This is a genomic window from Brachyspira pilosicoli P43/6/78 (genome assembly GCF_000325665.1).
Classification (GTDB): domain Bacteria; phylum Spirochaetota; class Brachyspiria; order Brachyspirales; family Brachyspiraceae; genus Brachyspira; species Brachyspira pilosicoli.
In genome coordinates this window covers 1,864,798-1,883,146 of sequence record NC_019908.1, presented here as the reverse complement: position 1 = coordinate 1,883,146, position 18,349 = coordinate 1,864,798, and the positions used below count along the sequence as shown (strand labels likewise).

At 26.5% G+C, this 18,349-nt stretch carries 18 protein-coding genes and 1 pseudogene; 11 read left to right on the top strand and 8 right to left on the bottom strand.

All coding sequences use genetic code 11. From position 1 onward, the window contains the following. The first annotated feature begins 124 nt into the window (after positions 1-124). A complete protein-coding gene (locus BPP43_RS08405; RefSeq protein ID WP_014932030.1) occupies positions 125-451 on the top strand; it encodes a cupin domain-containing protein in 327 nt (108 codons plus the stop codon). Here BPP43_RS08405 and BPP43_RS08400 read toward each other — a convergent pair. The 3 genes from BPP43_RS08400 to BPP43_RS08390 all read right to left on the bottom strand — a co-directional run bounded on the left by BPP43_RS08400 (position 448) and on the right by BPP43_RS08390 (position 2,821). Then, positions 448-1,233 (bottom strand): RecB family exonuclease, encoded by a 786-nt coding sequence (locus BPP43_RS08400; RefSeq protein ID WP_013244167.1) that lies wholly within the window; start codon positions 1,231-1,233, stop codon positions 448-450. The two genes, BPP43_RS08405 and BPP43_RS08400, sit on opposite strands and share 4 nt — an antisense overlap. 4 nt (positions 1,234-1,237) lie before the next feature. Continuing rightward, on the bottom strand, positions 1,238-2,059 hold the full coding sequence (locus BPP43_RS08395; protein WP_014932031.1) for an ankyrin repeat domain-containing protein: 822 nt from the start codon (positions 2,057-2,059) through the stop codon (positions 1,238-1,240). Between the two features lie 165 nt (positions 2,060-2,224). Then, on the bottom strand, positions 2,225-2,821 hold the full coding sequence (locus tag BPP43_RS08390; RefSeq protein WP_015274697.1) for a regulatory protein RecX: 597 nt from the start codon (positions 2,819-2,821) through the stop codon (positions 2,225-2,227). A 465-nt stretch (positions 2,822-3,286) separates the two neighbouring features. On the opposite strand from BPP43_RS08390, the gene BPP43_RS08385 reads away from it, so the two are divergent. Beyond that, positions 3,287-4,678, top strand: a complete 1,392-nt coding sequence (locus BPP43_RS08385) for an L-cystine transporter (RefSeq protein WP_014932032.1) — start codon at positions 3,287-3,289, stop codon at positions 4,676-4,678. Positions 4,679-4,760: 82 nt separating this feature from the next. Here the strand turns inward: BPP43_RS08385 and BPP43_RS08380 are convergent, their stop codons facing one another. After that, on the bottom strand, positions 4,761-5,366 hold the full coding sequence (locus BPP43_RS08380; RefSeq protein ID WP_013244171.1) for a metal-sensing transcriptional repressor: 606 nt from the start codon (positions 5,364-5,366) through the stop codon (positions 4,761-4,763). Positions 5,367-5,442: 76 nt separating this feature from the next. Further along, positions 5,443-6,495, bottom strand: a complete 1,053-nt coding sequence (locus BPP43_RS08375) for an O-fucosyltransferase family protein (RefSeq protein WP_015274696.1) — start codon at positions 6,493-6,495, stop codon at positions 5,443-5,445. A gap of 129 nt (positions 6,496-6,624) precedes the next feature. On the opposite strand from BPP43_RS08375, the pseudogene BPP43_RS12765 reads away from it, so the two are divergent. Beyond that, positions 6,625-7,741 (top strand): annotated as a pseudogene (locus BPP43_RS12765) (glyocosyltransferase). 69 nt (positions 7,742-7,810) lie between these two features. Beyond that, a complete protein-coding gene (locus tag BPP43_RS08360; RefSeq protein ID WP_015274695.1) occupies positions 7,811-8,809 on the top strand; it encodes a hypothetical protein in 999 nt (332 codons plus the stop codon). A 32-nt stretch (positions 8,810-8,841) separates the two neighbouring features. Here the strand turns inward: BPP43_RS08360 and BPP43_RS08355 are convergent, their stop codons facing one another. Continuing rightward, the gene (locus BPP43_RS08355) at positions 8,842-9,876 is read right to left on the bottom strand and encodes an O-fucosyltransferase family protein (RefSeq protein WP_015274694.1); all 1,035 of its coding nucleotides are present in this window, start codon (positions 9,874-9,876) and stop codon (positions 8,842-8,844) included. 207 nt (positions 9,877-10,083) lie between these two features. Here BPP43_RS08355 and alaS point away from each other — a divergent pair, with 207 nt between their 5' ends. The 7 genes from alaS to BPP43_RS08320 all read left to right on the top strand — a co-directional run bounded on the left by alaS (position 10,084) and on the right by BPP43_RS08320 (position 16,933). After that, complete coding sequence (gene alaS / locus BPP43_RS08350; protein WP_015274693.1) at positions 10,084-12,678, top strand: alanine--tRNA ligase; 2,595 nt, start codon at positions 10,084-10,086, stop codon at positions 12,676-12,678. Continuing rightward, entirely contained in the window at positions 12,679-13,296 is a 618-nt protein-coding gene (locus BPP43_RS08345; protein WP_013244177.1) for a HEAT repeat domain-containing protein, read from the top strand. It abuts the gene before it with no gap. A 9-nt stretch (positions 13,297-13,305) separates the two neighbouring features. Continuing rightward, complete coding sequence (locus tag BPP43_RS08340; RefSeq protein WP_014932039.1) at positions 13,306-14,103, top strand: hypothetical protein; 798 nt, start codon at positions 13,306-13,308, stop codon at positions 14,101-14,103. Further along, the gene (locus BPP43_RS08335; protein ID WP_013244179.1) at positions 14,103-14,393 is read left to right on the top strand and encodes a hypothetical protein; all 291 of its coding nucleotides are present in this window, start codon (positions 14,103-14,105) and stop codon (positions 14,391-14,393) included. The genes BPP43_RS08340 and BPP43_RS08335 overlap by 1 nt, the downstream gene beginning before the upstream one ends. Positions 14,394-14,514: 121 nt before the next feature. Then, complete coding sequence (locus BPP43_RS08330) at positions 14,515-15,423, top strand: D-alanine--D-alanine ligase family protein (protein ID WP_015274692.1); 909 nt, start codon at positions 14,515-14,517, stop codon at positions 15,421-15,423. Positions 15,424-15,519: 96 nt separating this feature from the next. Then, positions 15,520-15,906 carry a Fur family transcriptional regulator gene (locus BPP43_RS08325; protein ID WP_013244181.1) on the top strand — a complete coding sequence of 129 codons (387 nt, stop codon included), beginning with the start codon at positions 15,520-15,522 and terminating at the stop codon, positions 15,904-15,906. Positions 15,907-16,087: 181 nt separating this feature from the next. Continuing rightward, positions 16,088-16,933 (top strand): bifunctional 5,10-methylenetetrahydrofolate dehydrogenase/5,10-methenyltetrahydrofolate cyclohydrolase, encoded by an 846-nt coding sequence (locus tag BPP43_RS08320; protein ID WP_015274691.1) that lies wholly within the window; start codon positions 16,088-16,090, stop codon positions 16,931-16,933. A gap of 219 nt (positions 16,934-17,152) precedes the next feature. Here BPP43_RS08320 and BPP43_RS08315 read toward each other — a convergent pair whose 3' ends face one another. Both BPP43_RS08315 and BPP43_RS08310 read right to left on the bottom strand, forming a co-directional pair. Further along, positions 17,153-17,860: an LrgB family protein gene (locus tag BPP43_RS08315; RefSeq protein WP_013244183.1), complete on the bottom strand. Its 708-nt coding sequence runs from the start codon at positions 17,858-17,860 to the stop codon at positions 17,153-17,155. Continuing rightward, positions 17,857-18,222, bottom strand: a complete 366-nt coding sequence (locus tag BPP43_RS08310; RefSeq protein WP_013244184.1) for a CidA/LrgA family protein — start codon at positions 18,220-18,222, stop codon at positions 17,857-17,859. The genes BPP43_RS08315 and BPP43_RS08310 overlap by 4 nt, the downstream gene beginning before the upstream one ends. Positions 18,223-18,349: the final 127 nt, after the last annotated feature.

Below are 18,349 nucleotides of genomic sequence, written 5' to 3'. Positions count from 1 at the left end.
AAAAATTAAAACAATATAAATATTTATTAATTATGTTTTAATATGTTTCATGTGAAACATTTTGTTTTTGCCTGCTAATTTTTAAAACCTTTTATCCGAAATTTATAGCCGTGAGGATGATAAAATGACTGAGCAAAAATTTTACTATAAATCTAATACACTAAAAGAATTTAATTGCGATAATAATGACGAAAAATTAATACATATACTAAATAATAAAGGATATAATATCTACTCTATTAAACAAAAAACTAATCAGCTTATACCTTACCATGAACACCCTTCCGAAGAAATGGTTATTGTATTAAGCGGTAAAATTAGATACGTTGTAGAAGAAGAAGTAGTTGACTTAGAAGAAGGCGATGTTATAAAAGTTAAGCCTCATTCTATACACTCTATGATTAGTATAGCAGAAGAAACTTATTCTAATCTTTTATTAATATTCCTTTAATCTTCAATTAATATTTCTTCTGTATTGTTTGTGCCGTTGCAAATTTTATTGAAATCACAAAATTCGCAGTGTGTACCTACCCTTTTATCAAAACCTCTGTCATATCTTATGTCATTTATTATTTCGTCAAACCACTCACCTATATATTGTATGGATTCCTTTGTAAAATCTATTGTGTCAAATTTGTCTTCATCAAAATGATAATATGAACCATTTGTTACTTTAAAATTTAATGAGTCCAATATAAAAGCATAAAGTTTAAGCTGAAGAGTTTTTCTCTCTCTCTCTGTATTATCTTCTCCCAAATCATAATACTTATTTGTTTTATAATCCACTATCTGTAAAGAACCGTCTGCAGATAAATCTATTCTGTCTATACGTCCAAATAATATATAATCTTTTATCTTTGTTTCTTTATAGCTTTCTATTTGATAAGGCACTTTTTGTCCAAAAGAATTAAAGAAATTTGAAAGCATATATAATCCCTTCTCTCCTAATTCCTTCTCTTCTTCTCTGCTGTTAAAAAAAGACCTTATGCCGCTTCTCTTCCAAACTTCTCTAAATATATTGTGCAAGCTATCTAAAGTTCTCTCTTCAGCACGTAATTGATAAAATTCTTTACATGCTAAATGTATAGCATTACCAAATATAAAATATACATTTACTCCCCTTTTATATTTCTTAAAAGGTTTTTCTATATAAGTGTATCTATACTTTCTAGGACAAAGTAAATATGTGGACATACTATATTCGCTAAATCTTTGAAGCTTTTTTGATTCCATATTTTTATCTATTTGTATATTTGTTTAACAACTCAACTATATCAGTATCAGTAGTTAAATCAATAGGTTTATCATCATTAACATTTTCTAAATTAGCATCAGCCTTATTTTTTAATAATATCTCAACTGCCTTATAACTTTGTGAAGCAGCTGCAAAATGTAAAGCACTCCAGCCATCATAATCCTGAGCATTAATATTAGCACCATATTTTAATAATATATTTATTGCAGGTATTTGATTGTTCATAGATGCCCACATTAAAGGTGTTGTTCCTGTATCATCTTCTATGTCTACAAGATTATTTATTTTTTTTGCAGCAAAGGATTGCATTATTATCTCTATTATATCTGAATATCCTCTTGATGCAGCTATATGTATTGCCATAGCAGAATCTATACTATCTCTTGCCTCAAGATTAGCCCCATAATTTAAAAGTGTCTCAACTATTTCTCCATATCCATAATAACAAGCAAGAAGAAGAGGAGTCTCCCCATCAGCATACCATTTTTCATTATCATTAGTTATTATAGTATCTTTTGGAAGCTTAACTTCTATATCTATTTTTTTATTTTTTAATAATTCATTAACTACAGATATATTATTATATTCAACAGCCCTATGTAATAAACTCCAGCCATACTCATCTTTTATATTAACATTAGTTCCAAACTTTATTATATTTAGAGCAATATCTGTTTTTCCGTCTTTTAAAGCGTTAAATAATCCATTATTATCAATATCATATTTTTGATTATTGTTTTGAGCATGGATATTAGAAATTAGTAAAATGTTAAATAATAATATAAATAATGCTATTTTTCTCATCAAGCCAGCCCCAAAATTATGTTAATTTATTTATTATTATAGTACATTTTAACACAATTATCAATATATCATATAAATATCTTTTGAAATAATTAAATTCTTTTATAGAGTAATTTTATTTAAACATGAAATATTAAAAACAATACAGTATAAATTTATACTATATTAATTTTTATGAGGTCTGTATTTGTCTAATAGCTTTTTTATAGAATCATATTTAAAACCTTTTCTCATTAAGGTTCTTATAATATAATCATTTATTTTTTCTTTGTTTTCATAGATTTTATAATATTTTCTAATAGCATTTTTTAATGATCTTACTTCGCTTTTTTCTGTTATTAAATGAGAAACTCTATCTATTGTTTTGTTTTTTAATTTAGCTTTTTTAAGAGCATCAAGTATATATCTTTTACTTTTGCCTTTTAATTTTAGGCTATTGACAGTAATTTTAGCAAATCTCTTATCATCTATAAGTTCATATTCTTTGCAATAAGCTATAGCATAATTAATAAATCTTTTTTTATGCCCTTTTTTAAGCAGCTTATCTCTAAGCATACCCTCGCTTAAAAAACCTCTTCTCAAAGCATTAACAGCAGATTTTTTAGCAGCAGCCTCATAAGCTCTCATTCTTATATGCGGTATTTCATCATATTCTAATTCCATACCTTCATAAATATCCAGCTCATAAGTACCGTTTTTTGGTATTGTAAAATATGCTCCGCCGGAAACTTTTATATAGATTTTATCGTTTTTTAATTTCATTTTAAGGATAGTCATAATTATAATATATATTAAAAATATCAGTTTTTCAATATTATAGTTTATATAACCGCACGGTAAGCTAAACAAAAAAATTAAAATAATTTTAGCTTGCAGTTTTGATTATGTTTTTTAATTTGTTTAACGTGCGTGAAACAGATAAAAAATTTAATAAAAGCTTGGGTGGGCTTTAACATTTCTAATTAGTTAGTAAAACAAAAAAAATATTAATTTTTTAAATGAAAACATCAAATTTAAAAGGGCGGTGAATTAAAATAAGTTTTAAAATTTAAATTATATCCCCTACCCTTTCGATGTTTTATATATTATTTTTTTATTATATACAGCACACTAAACAAAAATATAAAGTAATTTAACATGCTTTAAAAATTAATATTAATTTTGACAAACTTAAAAATTTAAGTATAATCTACGCATTAATATAAAAATCATAAGGAGTCAATTTATATGTGGGTTTATACACTCATTAATATAATAGTTTTATTATTAATAATATTTCTATTATATTTCATGGAAAAAAAACATTTAAATTTCACAGTTAGAGTATTAAGTGCATTAATATTAGGTTTATTATTAGGTTTTGTATTAAGAAACATTTATGCACAAAATACAGATGTTATAACTAATACAATGATTTGGTATAATGTTGTTGGAAGCGGTTATGTAAGATTATTACAAATGTTAGTTATGCCTTTAATATTTATTTCTATCACTATGGCGTTATTAAATATAAAAGGCGATTCTAATATAGCAAAGATGACTATGATAATAATAGCAATTCTAATGATAACAACAGCTATATCTGCTTTAGTTGGTATATTAATTTCTAAAGGATTCGGATTAGACGCTTCAAAGATACAAGCTATAGTTGGAGATTATTCTCAAGGAGCTTTAAATTATGAAAACAGATTAGAAGCATTTAATTCTAAACCTGTGCCTCAGCAATTACTTGAGATTATACCTACAAATCCATTTAGTGCTTTAGCAGGCGGCGGCGGTTCACCTACTTTGTCTGTTGTATTTTTCTCTGCTTTTGTTGGAATGGCTGCCTTGGGTATCAAAAAGAAAAAGCCTGAAGTTTTTGATTTCTTTAGAAAGATAATGTTCTCTTTACATGAGATTGTAATGAGAATAGTTAGCATAGTAATGAGATTAACTCCTTATGGTGTATTAGCTTTAATGGCTAAGTTTATGGCTACTAGTGATTTAAAAGCCTTTGCACAATTAGGTCAATTCTTATTGGCTTCATATATAGCAATATTTATCATGCTTATAGTTCATAGTGTTATACTTATAATATTTGGATATAATCCTGTTAAATATTATTCTAAAGCATTACCTACATTAGCTTTTGCTTTTTCATCAAGAACTAGTGCTGGTACTTTGCCTATGACAGTAGATACTTTAAAAAATAAAATGGGTATATCTGAAGGAGTTTCTAACCTATCAGCTTCACTTGCTGTTACTATAGGGCAAAATGGATGTGCTGGAATATATCCTGCTATGGTTGTTGCTATGATAGCACCTACTTTGGGAATAAATGTTTTTGAACCTGTATTTTTAATAAAGGTTGTAATAATAATAGCTATAGGAAGTTTTGGTATAGCTGGAGTTGGAGGCGGTGCTACTAATGCTGCTCTTATCACACTTTCCGCTTTAAACTTCCCTGTTGAATTAGTTGCTATACTTTTAGGAATAGAGCCGTTAATTGATATGGGCAGAACTTTGCTTAATGTTAATGATGGTATGATTACAGCTGCTGCTACTGGAAAGATTTGTAAGGAAGTAGATATGAATAAGTTTAATACTAATGATACAGCTGCTTCTGAAAATTCTTAAATTAATATTATAAGATTATAAAAAAGCCCTCCTGATGAAAATGTCAGAAGGGTTTTTTATTATAAAAAATTTGTTTCAAAATTTATTTTATTAATTTTTTCATGTATCTAAAGAAATCTTCTTTTTCTTTTGGTGAAATCATACAAGTATTTAAAAACACTTCCATAATCTCTTGATTAACACTTGCCATAGCAGCCTTAACAGCTAAAGCCTGATTAAGTATATCCCCGCAATACTCTCCTTTAATGAGCATTTTTTTCATGCCGTTTATCTGTCCTTCTATTCTATTTAATCTAATTATAAGTTTTTTTCTTTTTTCTATAATTTCTTCTCTGCTGAATTTAGAAACTTTAGTATCATCTCCTAAATATTTATTCCAAGCTTTAAGTCCGCCTTCAAGTACATATAAATTTTCAAAACCTACACTTTTCATATATGAAGCAGCATCAATTCCTAATTTACCAACAGAACAGTAAATAAGATAAATATTATTTTTATCAAGTTTCTCTATCTCTCTTTTAAATACTCTAGGTCTTAAAAAATCTATTAGCAAAGAATTTTCTATCATTCCTTCATAATTATGTTCTAATTCTGTTCTCACATCAATAATTGTAAAATCATCTAATTCTTGCATTTTCTTTTCGAATTCTGAAGGTGTTAATACAATAACTCCATTATCTAATGTCATATAAAATCCTTGAATTTAAAATAATACCATTATTTATATTATATAACAAAAATTAGTTTTTACAAAATATTTTAAATTATTTTTTATTATATTGATTTATGTTTTCAGGAGTTATTAAAATTTTATCATAAAACTCATTAAATTCATAAGAAACTTTACAAAAATTTCCAGAAGAAGCTATTTGATATTGACATTTACTTATTAAATAAAAATCAAAGCAACCTTTTTCATTTGAATTAATATTAACTATTTCATAGTCATATATATTTTTTATATTAGATATTATATTTTCATTTACCCAATCTAAATCATCTGAGAAAAAGAAAATTTTAATTTTATCATTTATTTTATTTTCTATAATTTCAAATGCTCTTTTATAGTAATCGAAATTTAATTCTACATAATAATGAAATTTTATATAATCAGTTCTTCTTATATGACAAGCTACAGTATTCTTAGTATTAATTATGTTATTATAAACTTCTTTATTTTTTTCATCTAGCATAGGAATAAAATATTTGTCTAGTCTCAATACATCTGTATAATTTAATAATTTAAATATATTTGGTATTTCTAATTTAAATTTATCCTCTCTTACTACAAAAGTCTGAGTTAATGCCATAATACCAACTAAATATGATATTTTTTCTTTATTAAGATATTCAAGAGATTTATAAGCTCTTTCATTTATAAAATCACCCCAAAAATCTATATGGTTAGATTGTTTAGCTAAATATATTTCATCTTCATTAGCTAAATTAAATTCTACATCTTTAAAAATATTTGTAAACTCAAAATATCTTTTGTATTTTTTATCATAATCCATACCATCGGTTTCATACCAACTTATATCAAATAAAATTTTTTTATTGTAAAATTTTTCTAAAGATTTAGCTACTACATATGTTCTTATTTGATCTGTAAATCCGCCATCTACTGCAATAACAGCAATATTTTTATTTTCTTGGAATATTTTATTCGTGATGATATTTAAATGGTTTATAATTTGTTTATTTTCTTTTTCTATATTTTCTATTTTTTTTAAGTATTCTCTTATTAAATATCTTAATTTTTTGAAAGGACACCACCATAATACATCATCTAAATATTTATGAAATTGCTTATCCACTTATAACTCCATAAAATTTTATGATTATTATATGTTAATAATTGTATTTGTCAAATTTCATATTTTTATTGACTAATTAATTATATGCTATATAATTTGTTCGATAGTGCAATAAATTAGGATATTTTTATGAAAAAAGCAGTACTTTTTATAATTTTTAAAAGAGAAGAGTTAACTAATAGAGTTTTTGAAGCTATAAGAGAAGCTAAACCGCCTCGTTTATATGTTGTAGCAGATGGCCCTAGAGAAGATGTAGAAGGTGAATATAAAAAGTGTATGGAAACTAGAAAAATTATTGAAAGAGTAGATTGGGATTGTGAAGTAAAAACTTTATTTAGAGAAAAAAATGTTGGATGCAGATTATCTATATCTGGCGGAATAAGTTGGTTTTTTGAAAATGAAGAAGATGGTATAATACTTGAAGATGATTGTTTACCTAATCGATCTTTCTTTTATTTTTGTGAGGAGTTATTAGATTATTATAAAGATAATGAAAAAATAATGAGTATAGGCGGTTTTCATTATGGGGAACCTTGTACAAAATATAGTTATTATTTTTCTTCTATAATGCAATGTTGGGGTTGGGCTACTTGGAGAAGGGCTTGGAAACATTATGATACTAATTTAGAGAAATATTCTTATGAAGATATATGCCAAAAAATAGATAAAATATATAAAGATGCATATATGAGGAGACATTGGAAAGATATAGCTTATATGATGAAAAAATCCTGAAATTCAAAAAGAAAGAAAAATAGATAGTTGGTCATACACTTGGACTATTTCAATAATTCAAGACGATGGTATATGTATAGATCCCAATATAAATTTGGTAAGTAATATAGGTTGGGGTATAGACAGTGTTCATTGTAATTATAAAGATCATTATCTAGCTAATACAGCAACCTATGATATAGGGAAAATAACTCATCCGAATGTAATAGAGACTGATGTTGATATTGATGAATACGTATGCTACTATAGATTTTCTTTTAGAAATGCTGAAGAATATATGCAAATGTTAGAATATGATAAAACACAATTAAATATTCAATTTGAAAATAAAGTTAAAGAATTAGATACTAAAATAAAAGAATTAGAAATAATTAATAGTGAATTAGAAAATATAAAAAATAATATTATTATTAATATAAAAAACATTATAAATAAAATAGCTTGGTATATACCTATAAAAAAACAAAGAGATAAGTTTAGGGAAAAATTATATAAAAAAATTGGCATTTAATTATATTTTATTGATTAATTTTATTATATGTTATATACTTTTATAAATTATAATAATTAAGGTGTGTTTATGAAAAAAGCCGTTTTGTTTATTATATTTAATAGACCAGATACTACTAGCAAAGTTTTTGAAGCTATAAGAGAAGCTAAACCGCCTCGTTTATATATAGCGGCAGATGGTCCTAGAAAAGATGTAAAAGATGATTATAAAAGATGTATGTCTACTAGAGATATTATAAAAAAAGTAGATTGGGATTGTGAGGTAAAAACTTTATTTAGAGATAAAAATTTAGGATGTGGTTTGGGTCCTGCAGAAGCAATAAGTTGGTTTTTTGAAAATGAAGAAGATGGTATAATACTTGAAGATGACTGTTTACCAAATCAATCTTTTTTTTATTTTTGCGAAGAGTTATTAGATTATTATAAAGATAATGATAAAATAATGCATATACATAGCAATCATATAGGTAAACCATATTCTAATTATAGTTATTATTTTTCATCTATGGAAAGATGTTGGGGTTGGGCTACTTGGAGAAGAGCTTGGAATCTTTATGATTATAAATTAGAAAAATATTCGTATGATTTAATAGCTAAGAAGATAGAAGAAGTATATTTTTCTGATTTTTATATTGATTATTGGAAAAGTATATTAGATGAAATGATTGAATACCATAAAAAAAATAAAAATGATATTTGGGATTATCAATGGAGTTTTAGTATATTAGCTAATGATGGTTTATGTATATGTCCTAATATTAATCTTGTAAGTAATATAGGATTTGGAAAAGATGCAACACATTGTTCTTATGAAAATGACCCTCTTCATAATATGGTTTCATATAAAATAGATAAAATTATACATCCGCCAATTATAAAAAGAGATTTATTTATAGATGAAGATTCTATGTCTAAAAATTTTCATTATGTTAAATCAGACGCAGAATATAGATTAAATACTATTACCTCTAACATTAGAAAAATTGTTAATAAATTAGCTTGGTATATACCTATTAGAAAATTAAGAGATAAATTTAGAGATGATTTATGTAAAAAGATAGGAATATAAATAAGATCTTTTGTTAATAAAATCTAATTTAACTAATTAATAGATTCTGGTGTTATTAACATTTTATCATTAAATTCATTAAATTGATGAGCTACTTTACAAAAGTTTCCAGAAGAAGCTATTTGATATTGACATTTACTGATTAGATAAAAATCAAAATATCCTCTATTATTGTTATTTATATCAACTATCTTATAGTCATATATATTTTTTATATTAGGAATTATATTTTTATTTACCCAATCTAAATCATCTGAAAAAAAGAAAATTTTAATTTTATTATTTATTTTCTTTTCTATAGTTTCAAATGCATTTTTATAATAATTAAAATTTAAATCTATATAATAAGGAAAATTGATATAATCAGTTCTTCTTATATGGCAAGCTACAGTATTTTTACTATTAATAATATCATTATAAATTTCTTTATTTTTTTCATCTAATATTGGAATGAAATATTTATCTAAAGTTAATACATCTGTATAATTTAATAATTGAAATATATTTGGTATTTCAATTTTTATTTTATTTTTTATAGCAAATTTTTCATTTAATGCTAAAATACCGTACATATATTGTATTTGTTCATCATTAATATTTTCTAATAAATTTGAAGCTTTAATATTTTCAAAATACCACCAAAAATCTATATAGTTAGATTGCTTACTTAAAAATATTTGTTCTTCTGTAGCTAAATTAAATTCTATATCTTTAAATATATTTATTAATTCAAAACGTCTTTCATTTATTTTAGAATCATCCATGCCATTTGTTTTATACCAGCTTATATCAAATAAAATTTTTTTGTTGTAAAATTTTTCTAAAGATTTAGCTACTAAATATATTCTTATTTGATCTGCAAATCCACCATCCACAGCAATAACAGCAACATTTTTATTTTCTGGAAATATTTTATTTGTGATGATATTTAAATGATTTATAATTTGTTTATTTTCTTTTTCTATATCTTCTATTTTATTTAAGTATTCTCTTATTAGATATCTTAATTTTTTGAAAGGACACCACCATAATACATCATCTAAATATTTATGGAATTGTTTATTCATTAATTTACTCACATCTTCGAATTAATTATATTATAAAATAAGAATAGTATTTGTCAAATTTTGTTAATTTACAAATATTTTTTATAATTTTATTAAAAATAGTTTATTTGTAAATTTAGCTTGCAAAACGAGGCATTTAATTATATTATTAATGAGTTAATTTTTAATATAATAGTTTTTAATACATAATGTTATAGCGGAGATATTATGACACATTTAGAATTGAGAGAAAAGTTTAAAGAGTTTTTTAAAAGTAAAAAACATGCTATAGAGAAATCATCATCATTAATACCAATAGATGACCCTAGTTTATTATTTACAACAGCAGGTATGCTTCAGTTTAAGCCATATTATGCTGGAATAAAAAAAGCACCATATTCAAGAGTAGCTACTATACAGAAATGTTTTAGATTATCAGATTTAGAGAATATTGGTAAAACAGCAAGACACCATACATTTTTTGAGATGTTTGGTAATTTTTGTTTTATGGGAGACTATTTCAAGAAAGAAGCTATTGAGTTTGCTTGGGAGTTTTCTACACAGGTGATAAAGCTTCCTGTTGAGAGAATATATGTATCTATTTATGAGAAAGATGATGATGCATTTAAAATTTGGAATGAACATATAGGAATACCAAAAGAGAAGATTGTTAGACTTGGAAAGAAAGATAATTTCTGGGGACCTGCGGGAGATTCTGGAGCTTGTGGACCTTGCAGTGAACTTTATATTGATATGGGTGAGGAGAAAGGATGCGGTAAGCCTGATTGTTTTGTGGGTTGTGATTGTGAGAGGTATTTAGAGTTTTGGAATTTAGTATTTAATGAGTTTTTCCAAGATGTTGATGGCAATTTGACTCCGCTTAAAAATGTTGGTATAGATACAGGAATGGGGCTTGAGAGACTTTGCTATATTATGCAGGGAGTTGAGAGCAATTATCAAACTGATGTAATGAAGCCTATAGTTGATGCTATTTTAAATAAGCTTAATGTTAAATATGAAGGAAACAATAAGACAAAGATAAACTTATTGGCTGACCATTTAAGAGCTTTAGTATTTGTTTTGGCAGAGGGTTGTAAGCCGTCTAATGAGGGAAGGGGATATGTACTTAGAAGACTTTTAAGAAGAGCTTTAAAAACTGCTAATGATTTAGGTCATAAAGGAGCTTTCTTAAATGAGCTTACTTCTGCTGTAATTAATGTTTATAAAGATATATATGATTATCTTCCAAAAGAAGAAGAGAATATTAAAAAAATATTAAAAGAAGAAGAGAATAAATTTTTAAGCACAATATCTGCAGGCATGAATAAGCTTTACAGTGTAATGGAAGAAAACAAAGAAAGCAAAGTAATATCAGGTAAAGATGCATTTATGCTTTTTGATACTTACGGACTTCCTTTTGACATCACAGAAGAAGAGGCTAATGACCATGGTTTCACAGTTGATAAAAAAGGCTTTGAAGATGCAATGGAGGAACAGAAAAAAAGAAGCAGAGGAACAGGAGAGGATAAAAAGTCTAAATTTGGTTTTGTTGAAAATTATGAAACAAAATATGTCGGCGAAGATAGAGATAGTTTAATTAATGGAATAAAATCAAAGATAGTTGCCCTATATGAGAATGGAGAGAAAAAAGAAAGTGCATCATCTTCTAACGTAGCTGTAATTACAGAGTCATCACCTTTTTATGGAGAGATGGGAGGACAGGTTGGAGATAATGGCTTTATAGAGATTTCAAGCGGAGAGAAACTAAAAGTATTAGATACGCAAAAAAAAGAAAACACTATTATACATATAGTTGATTGCGGCAATAAAACTTTAAAAGTTGGAGAAGAGATAAAACTTTTAGTTAATTTTGACAGAAGAAGTGCTATAAGAAAAAACCACACAGCAACACATATACTTCAAAAGGTTTTAGAGCTCACACTTGGAAATCATATTAATCAGGCAGGAAGCTTTGTTTGTGAAGATTATTTGAGATTTGACTTTACTCACCCAGATTCTATTAATGAAGAGACTTTAATAAATATAGAAAATCAAGTTAATGAAATAGTATTTAAATCAATGCCTGCTGTAATAAAATATATGCCGAAAGAAGAGGCTATAGCTTCTGGAGCTAAGGCATTATTTGGAGAGAAATATCCTGACACTGTAAGAATACTTGATATAGGCGAAGGTTTTTCTGTTGAGCTTTGCGGTGGAAGCCATTTGACAAATACATCTGAAGTTGGTTATTTTCATATAGTAAGTGAAGGTTCTGTTGCAAGCGGTGTGAGAAGAATTGAAGCTATTACTGGGCTTAATGCTGCTAGAGAGGCTACAAATTTATTTAATAAAGTAAAAAGTTTAAGCCATATACTTAATGCAAATAAAATAGATGAACTTACAACTAGAGCTGAAAACCTACAAACAGAAATAAAAAAATTACAAAAAGAAAATAAACAATTAAAGACATCAGGCTCATCTTCTAAAGCGTTTATAGATAATTGCGAAGATTTAAATGGAATTAAGTTTTACAATTTGGAGTTTGACGAAGATATAAAAGATATAAGACTTTATGCTGATACTATAAAAGAGAGAGTTAAAGATTCTATAGCCTTTATGATAAGTAAAACCAATAATTCTATAATAGTTCAAGTTACTGGTAAGGCTTTAAAAGAAAAAAACATATTGGCTAATTCTTTAATTAAAGATATAATAGCAGCTGCAGGAGGCAGAGGCGGAGGAAAAGATAGTTTTGCTCAAGGCTCTATAGAAAATATCGAAAAAGCAAAAGAGGCTATTAATAAAATAAAGAGTAGTTTATAAATGAAAAAAGTTTTAAGCATTATCATTATAATATTATTTTCTGTATCTTGTTCTCAGAAAGATTTAACTTTAAGAAGACTTGATGATGTTAATAGGGCTTCTAAGAAGTTGCAAGATAATAAAGATAATGAAGAGGTTTTATTAGAAGTACTTAATGCTGCACAAAACGGCGGAAGGGAAGTGAGAGCTGAGGCTATATGGGTACTTGGAAATATTGAGGCAGAAATAGCTTATAGTGATTTTTTAAAGTCTAGTGTTGAAGACCCTGATTTTAATGTGCGTTGTTTGTCTATACATGGTTTAGGAAGGCTTGAAGCTAAAACTCCTGAGGCAATAGACAGTATAAAAAGAGCTATATCTGATACCGATTTGCAGGTACAAATAGAGGCTTTAAAAGTTGCTGGTAATTTAAAAGCTCCTGAACTTTTAAACTCTATACTTGGAAGCTTATCTAGTAAAAATAAATGGGTGAGAATGGCGGCAATTGAAGCTTTGAAAGATTATGAAGATAAAAGAGTTGACCGTTCTCTTAATTTGCTTTCTTCTACAGATAATGATTATGCTGTGAAATCTACTATAGAGCAGGTTTTAAAATATAGAAATGAAAAAGGAATATAAAAATAATATATGCTTTTTAATAAAAAAATAATTTATTCATTAATAACTTTCTCTTTTATAAGTATTTTTATTTTCTCATGCAGAAGTATGGGAAATTCTGTTGTTGTAGTAGATGATATAATATCGACAAATAGAATAGTTGCAATTGCTTCTTTTACTTTCCCAAAAAGCATGACTAATGTAAATATAGATAGATTAAAATATTTGAATACAGAGATATATACAGATGTTGTATTAAAAAGCTTTATAAGTAATTTTAATTCCCAAAGTGAGTTAATAAAACTTGTAACTTTAGAAGAAGCATTAGGTACTTTGGCTTTTTCTAAACTTCCAAATCATTATATATTAGGTTCTGATTATGTGGCTGCTACTGGAACTATAGCTACAAATAAATTAGATGATGATACTATATCTTTACTTAGAGATAAAAATATATCAGGAGTTATGTATGCTAATTCTGAAATGTCTTTTTGGGCACAGAGTATTGATATAAACTTTGATATGTATGATTTAAATGGCAATAATTTATGGCTTGATACTTTGGAGGGATATTCTTATTATATTATAGGAGATACAGGTTCTCCTACTAAACAAATGAATTATCAGATAGTAATAGCTGATGTTGTAAAGTTTCAACAAAAGCATGCTGATGAATTATATATTATAATAGATGAAGCAGTATCTAACGGAGTATACACTTTAAAAAATAAAGTGCCATATGCTTTTAGTACTAATGATATTTTGTTTACTCAAAAGACATTTAGTTTAACTAATGAAGAATATGCAAAAAAGGCAGGTATTAAATAATGGCAGATAGACAAAAGATAGAATTAAGTTTTAGTGATATTGATGAGTTTAGATTTAAAAGACCTTTAAAAGGTTATATTACAAAACTTGATAATGATAGATATGTTATTAGTAATGATGATTTAGCTATTAGGGGTACTGGTAAAACTCCGAAAGAGGCTGCCGAGATGATTAAAGAGCAGTTTATTAATTTGGCAAATGATGTTATGTATAAATCTAAATATGCTCCTTTAAGCGAGAGAGAGAGAAAAAAAGTAAGTATTATACAATCTATATGTGATATTATTTAAATATTATATATAGATTTTTTATTATCAAAAAACTTCTATTAACTTTTTAGGAATTAAATATGCTATTAACTAATGAATTAAAAAATAAAATATTAAAAAATTTGAAGGAAAAAAAATAGCCGTGCTTCATGGAGGCATAAGCGATGAGAGGGAAGTTTCTCTTAGAAGCGGTAAGAATGTTTTTGAGGCTTTAACTTCTTATAAAGAATTAAAAGACAGCACAATATTGATAGACGTAAAAGACCATTATGAATTGGTTGAAACTCTAAAAAAAGAAAATGTTGAATATTGTTATAATATATTGCATGGTACTTTTGGAGAAGACGGTACTATTCAAGGTCTTTTGGATTGTCTTAATATTAAATATACAGGCGAAAATACTTTGGTTAGCTCACTTTGTATGAATAAGGTTTATACAAAAAGAATATGGCTTTCTTCAAACATTTCTACTGTAGATTTTCAGCTTCTTGAAGATGCTGTAAAAAACAATAATATATCTTTTAATTTCCCTATAATATTAAAACCTATTTCAAGCGGTTCTAGTGTGGGGGTTTCTTTAATTAAAACTAAAGAAGAATTTGATAATATTGTTAAAGATATAAAAGATACTCATAATTATTTTTTAGAGCCGTATATTAAAGGAAAAGAAGTAACTGTTGGTCTTGTACGTGATAATGATGATATATATGTATTTCCTATACTTGGCATTAATCCAAAAAATGAAATATATGATTATGATGCTAAATATACTCCAGGAAAAACGGAGATGGAGATACCTGCAAAATTAGATAAAGATATAGAAAAAAAATTAATAGAAAATTGTAAAAAGGCTTATGATGTTTTAGGCTGTGAGGGTCTTTGCAGAATAGATGCTATAATTTCTGATGATGGTTTTATTAATTTGATGGAAGTTAATACTCAAGGCGGAATGACAAATACTTCTGATATACCTGCCATGGCAAGAAATATCAATATGCCTTTTGAAGATGTTGTTTTATATATACTTTCTTTATCTTATAGAAATGTATAAAATTATCTATTGACAAATATTAAAAAATTAGTATATTATACTAAATGATATTAATTATTAATTATAAATAATTTCTTCATAAGAGGTTTGTAAAATATGAACAACACCAGAAACACAATACAAAAACAAGTAATATTAAATGCTGTAAGGGAATTAAAAAATCACCCTACATCAGAAGAGGTTTATAATTATATTAAACCAAACTTTCCTTCTATTAGTTTAGGAACAGTTTATAGAAATCTTAATTTGCTTTCAGAGAACAATGAGATACAAAAGATTTCTATAATAGACGATGCTGTAAGGTTTGACCATATCACAGGCGAGCATTATCATTTTCAATGTGATAAATGCAAAAAGTTAATAGATATTAATTTGCCTTATAATAAAGATTTAGATGAAGCTGTTTCTAAAAAATATAATGTAGAAATAGATAAACATGACATTGTATTTATAGGCATTTGTAAATCTTGCAAATCAGAATAATTTTTTATTAAAAAGATAAGTATTTTCTTTTATACTTAAAGCATTGTAAATTTATAAAATATTTTTATTTATTTTATAAAGTATTAAATATAAAACAAACAAAAACATTTGTCATACTTGTTTTTTATCTCTAAAAAATATAGAATAAATTTATTATTTTCATTCTAAAGGAAGCCATAACATGCCAGCTAATATACTTGATGTAAGAGAATTATCAAAAACAATAAGAGCAGAAATTAAAGATAAGGTTGCTTTATTAAACAAGAAGCCTAGAATAGATTTTGTTTATTTTGATGATGATAAATCTACAGAGTTATATTTTACGCATGCAAAGAAAATGGCAGAAAATGCTGGAATGATAGGAGAGCTTCATAAGTTAGGCACAAACACAACAGAAAAAGATTTTATCACTCTAATAGAATATTTAAACGAAGAGAAAGATATTAGCGGTATAATGCTTCAAATGCCTTTGCCTAAGCATATAAGAAGAGAGGTTGTTTATGAGACTATATCTACAAAAAAAGATATTGATGCAATAAGCAATTTAAATCTTGGAAGAATTTTAACTTCTAATGATGAATTAATTCCTTGTACTGTAAAAAGTGTGATGACAATACTTGAACATTATAATATAAAAATAGAAGGTGCTAATGCTGTAGTTGTTGGAAGGAGCGAGATAGTTGGAAAGCCTCTTGCTTTATCACTTTTAAATAAATCTGCTACTGTTACAATAGCTCATTCAAAAACTAAAGATTTAAAAAGTGTTTGTAAGAATGCTGATATATTATGTGTGTCTATTGGAAAGGCAGAGTTTATTAATGCTGAATATATAAAAGAGAATGCTGTTGTTATAGATATAGGAATAAATGTTCTTGAAGATGGTTCTATTAAGGGAGATGTAAAGTTTGATGAGGCAGTTAATATTGCATCTGCTATAACGCCTGTACCTAATGGCGTTGGAAGTTTAACAACAACAATGCTTCTTTCAAACTTGCTTTACTTGCATACGAAGTATAATAATAATTAATTATAACTAATGTATGTTCTTGTTTTATTCAACTTTTTCCCGCCGCAAAAAGTTGCAAAAAGTGCAAGTGTTTTAGCTTTATGGCTTGTGAATATGTAAATCTAAAATAATATATATATTTGCATAAAAAGCTAGATTTTATTGAATGCAGTCCTTTTGCTTCTTTGGGCCACCACAAATAAAAAACTTAAAAAATATTTTTAACAAAGTTAAAAATTTTTACCATATAGTAACAAGCAGTTTATATAGTATAGGAAGAAGTATAACAGTTAAAGCTCCAGCTATACCTATAGCAAGACCAGACATAGCTCCTTCAGTCTCTCCCATCTCTATTGCCTTACTAGTACCAACAGCATGCGATGCAGTGCCTATTGCAATACCTATAGCTAAAGGTGATTTTATTCTAAATATCTTACAAACTATAGGAGCTATTATTGCCCCCACAACTCCAGATACTATAACAGCAAGCACAGTAATAGATTTTACAGCTCCAATACTATCTGCAACATCAACAGCTATTGCAGTAGTTATAGATTTTGGAAGAAGCGATAAAAGTATATTTTCTGATACACCCATAATCTTTGCAGTGAAATATATTCCAACTATTCCAATGGCACTTCCTATAGCAATGCTTAAAAGTATTACTAATAAATTTGCTTTTAATATTGGAAGGTTTCTATATATTGGAAGAGCTAATACAACAGTAGCAGGTCCTATCAATGCATTAATAAATTTTCCGCCGCTTTCATTATAAACACTATAAGGCACACCCATAAAATAAATAGCAAACCCTACAAGTATTACAGTTGTTACTAATGGTGTTAATATTGGAAGTTTTGTTTTATTATAAATATAGTATGCTATGATATATGCTATTAAAGTTATTACTATTGATATTAGAGGATTATCTTGAAATAGTGCTGTCATTTTACTTTCCTTTTTTTATTAACTATATTTTCAAAAAACTGTGCAGATAAACCAGTTGCCGCCATTATCACTACAACAAAAAATATGCATATTATAAGAAAAGGTATTATCTCATCTTTAATATATTTATATTCATCAACTATAGCTAAAGTGGCAGGTACAAATAACAAAGACATATTTTTTATTAATATATCGCTAGCCTCATCAATATGGCTCTCTTTTATAATTCCAAAAACCAAAAGTAAGAATAAAATTAGCATTCCTATTACATTACCAGGTATTGGAAGTTTTAGAGATTTGCTTAAGATGTATGATACTGAATAAATAAGAAATATTATAGAGAATTGTTTAATCAATTTCATTTTAGTAGAATCCAATAAATTATTTTAAAAAATTATTGGGATAAATTATATACCTAAAAAAATGTTTTTCAATAGAATATTTTTATGTACGAGCTGTATCACCTTGCCGCACGATAATGCTCTGCTT

Excerpts from the sequence above, each read along its gene's own strand:
- BPP43_RS08405 (WP_014932030.1), top strand. The coding sequence starts at position 125 with ATGACTGAGCAAAAATTTTACTATAAATCTAATACACTAAAAGAATTT.
- BPP43_RS08400 (WP_013244167.1), bottom strand. The coding sequence starts at position 1,233 with ATGGAATCAAAAAAGCTTCAAAGATTTAGCGAATATAGTATGTCCACA.
- BPP43_RS08395 (WP_014932031.1), bottom strand. The coding sequence starts at position 2,059 with ATGAGAAAAATAGCATTATTTATATTATTATTTAACATTTTACTAATT.
- BPP43_RS08390 (WP_015274697.1), bottom strand. The coding sequence starts at position 2,821 with ATGAAATTAAAAAACGATAAAATCTATATAAAAGTTTCCGGCGGAGCA.
- BPP43_RS08385 (WP_014932032.1), top strand. The coding sequence starts at position 3,287 with ATGTGGGTTTATACACTCATTAATATAATAGTTTTATTATTAATAATA.
- BPP43_RS08380 (WP_013244171.1), bottom strand. The coding sequence starts at position 5,366 with ATGACATTAGATAATGGAGTTATTGTATTAACACCTTCAGAATTCGAA.
- BPP43_RS08360 (WP_015274695.1), top strand. The coding sequence starts at position 7,811 with ATGAAAAAAGCCGTTTTGTTTATTATATTTAATAGACCAGATACTACT.
- BPP43_RS08355 (WP_015274694.1), bottom strand. The coding sequence starts at position 9,876 with ATGAATAAACAATTCCATAAATATTTAGATGATGTATTATGGTGGTGT.
- alaS (WP_015274693.1), top strand. The coding sequence starts at position 10,084 with ATGACACATTTAGAATTGAGAGAAAAGTTTAAAGAGTTTTTTAAAAGT.
- BPP43_RS08345 (WP_013244177.1), top strand. The coding sequence starts at position 12,679 with ATGAAAAAAGTTTTAAGCATTATCATTATAATATTATTTTCTGTATCT.
- BPP43_RS08340 (WP_014932039.1), top strand. The coding sequence starts at position 13,306 with ATGCTTTTTAATAAAAAAATAATTTATTCATTAATAACTTTCTCTTTT.
- BPP43_RS08335 (WP_013244179.1), top strand. The coding sequence starts at position 14,103 with ATGGCAGATAGACAAAAGATAGAATTAAGTTTTAGTGATATTGATGAG.
- BPP43_RS08325 (WP_013244181.1), top strand. The coding sequence starts at position 15,520 with ATGAACAACACCAGAAACACAATACAAAAACAAGTAATATTAAATGCT.
- BPP43_RS08320 (WP_015274691.1), top strand. The coding sequence starts at position 16,088 with ATGCCAGCTAATATACTTGATGTAAGAGAATTATCAAAAACAATAAGA.
- BPP43_RS08315 (WP_013244183.1), bottom strand. The coding sequence starts at position 17,860 with ATGACAGCACTATTTCAAGATAATCCTCTAATATCAATAGTAATAACT.
- BPP43_RS08310 (WP_013244184.1), bottom strand. The coding sequence starts at position 18,222 with ATGAAATTGATTAAACAATTCTCTATAATATTTCTTATTTATTCAGTA.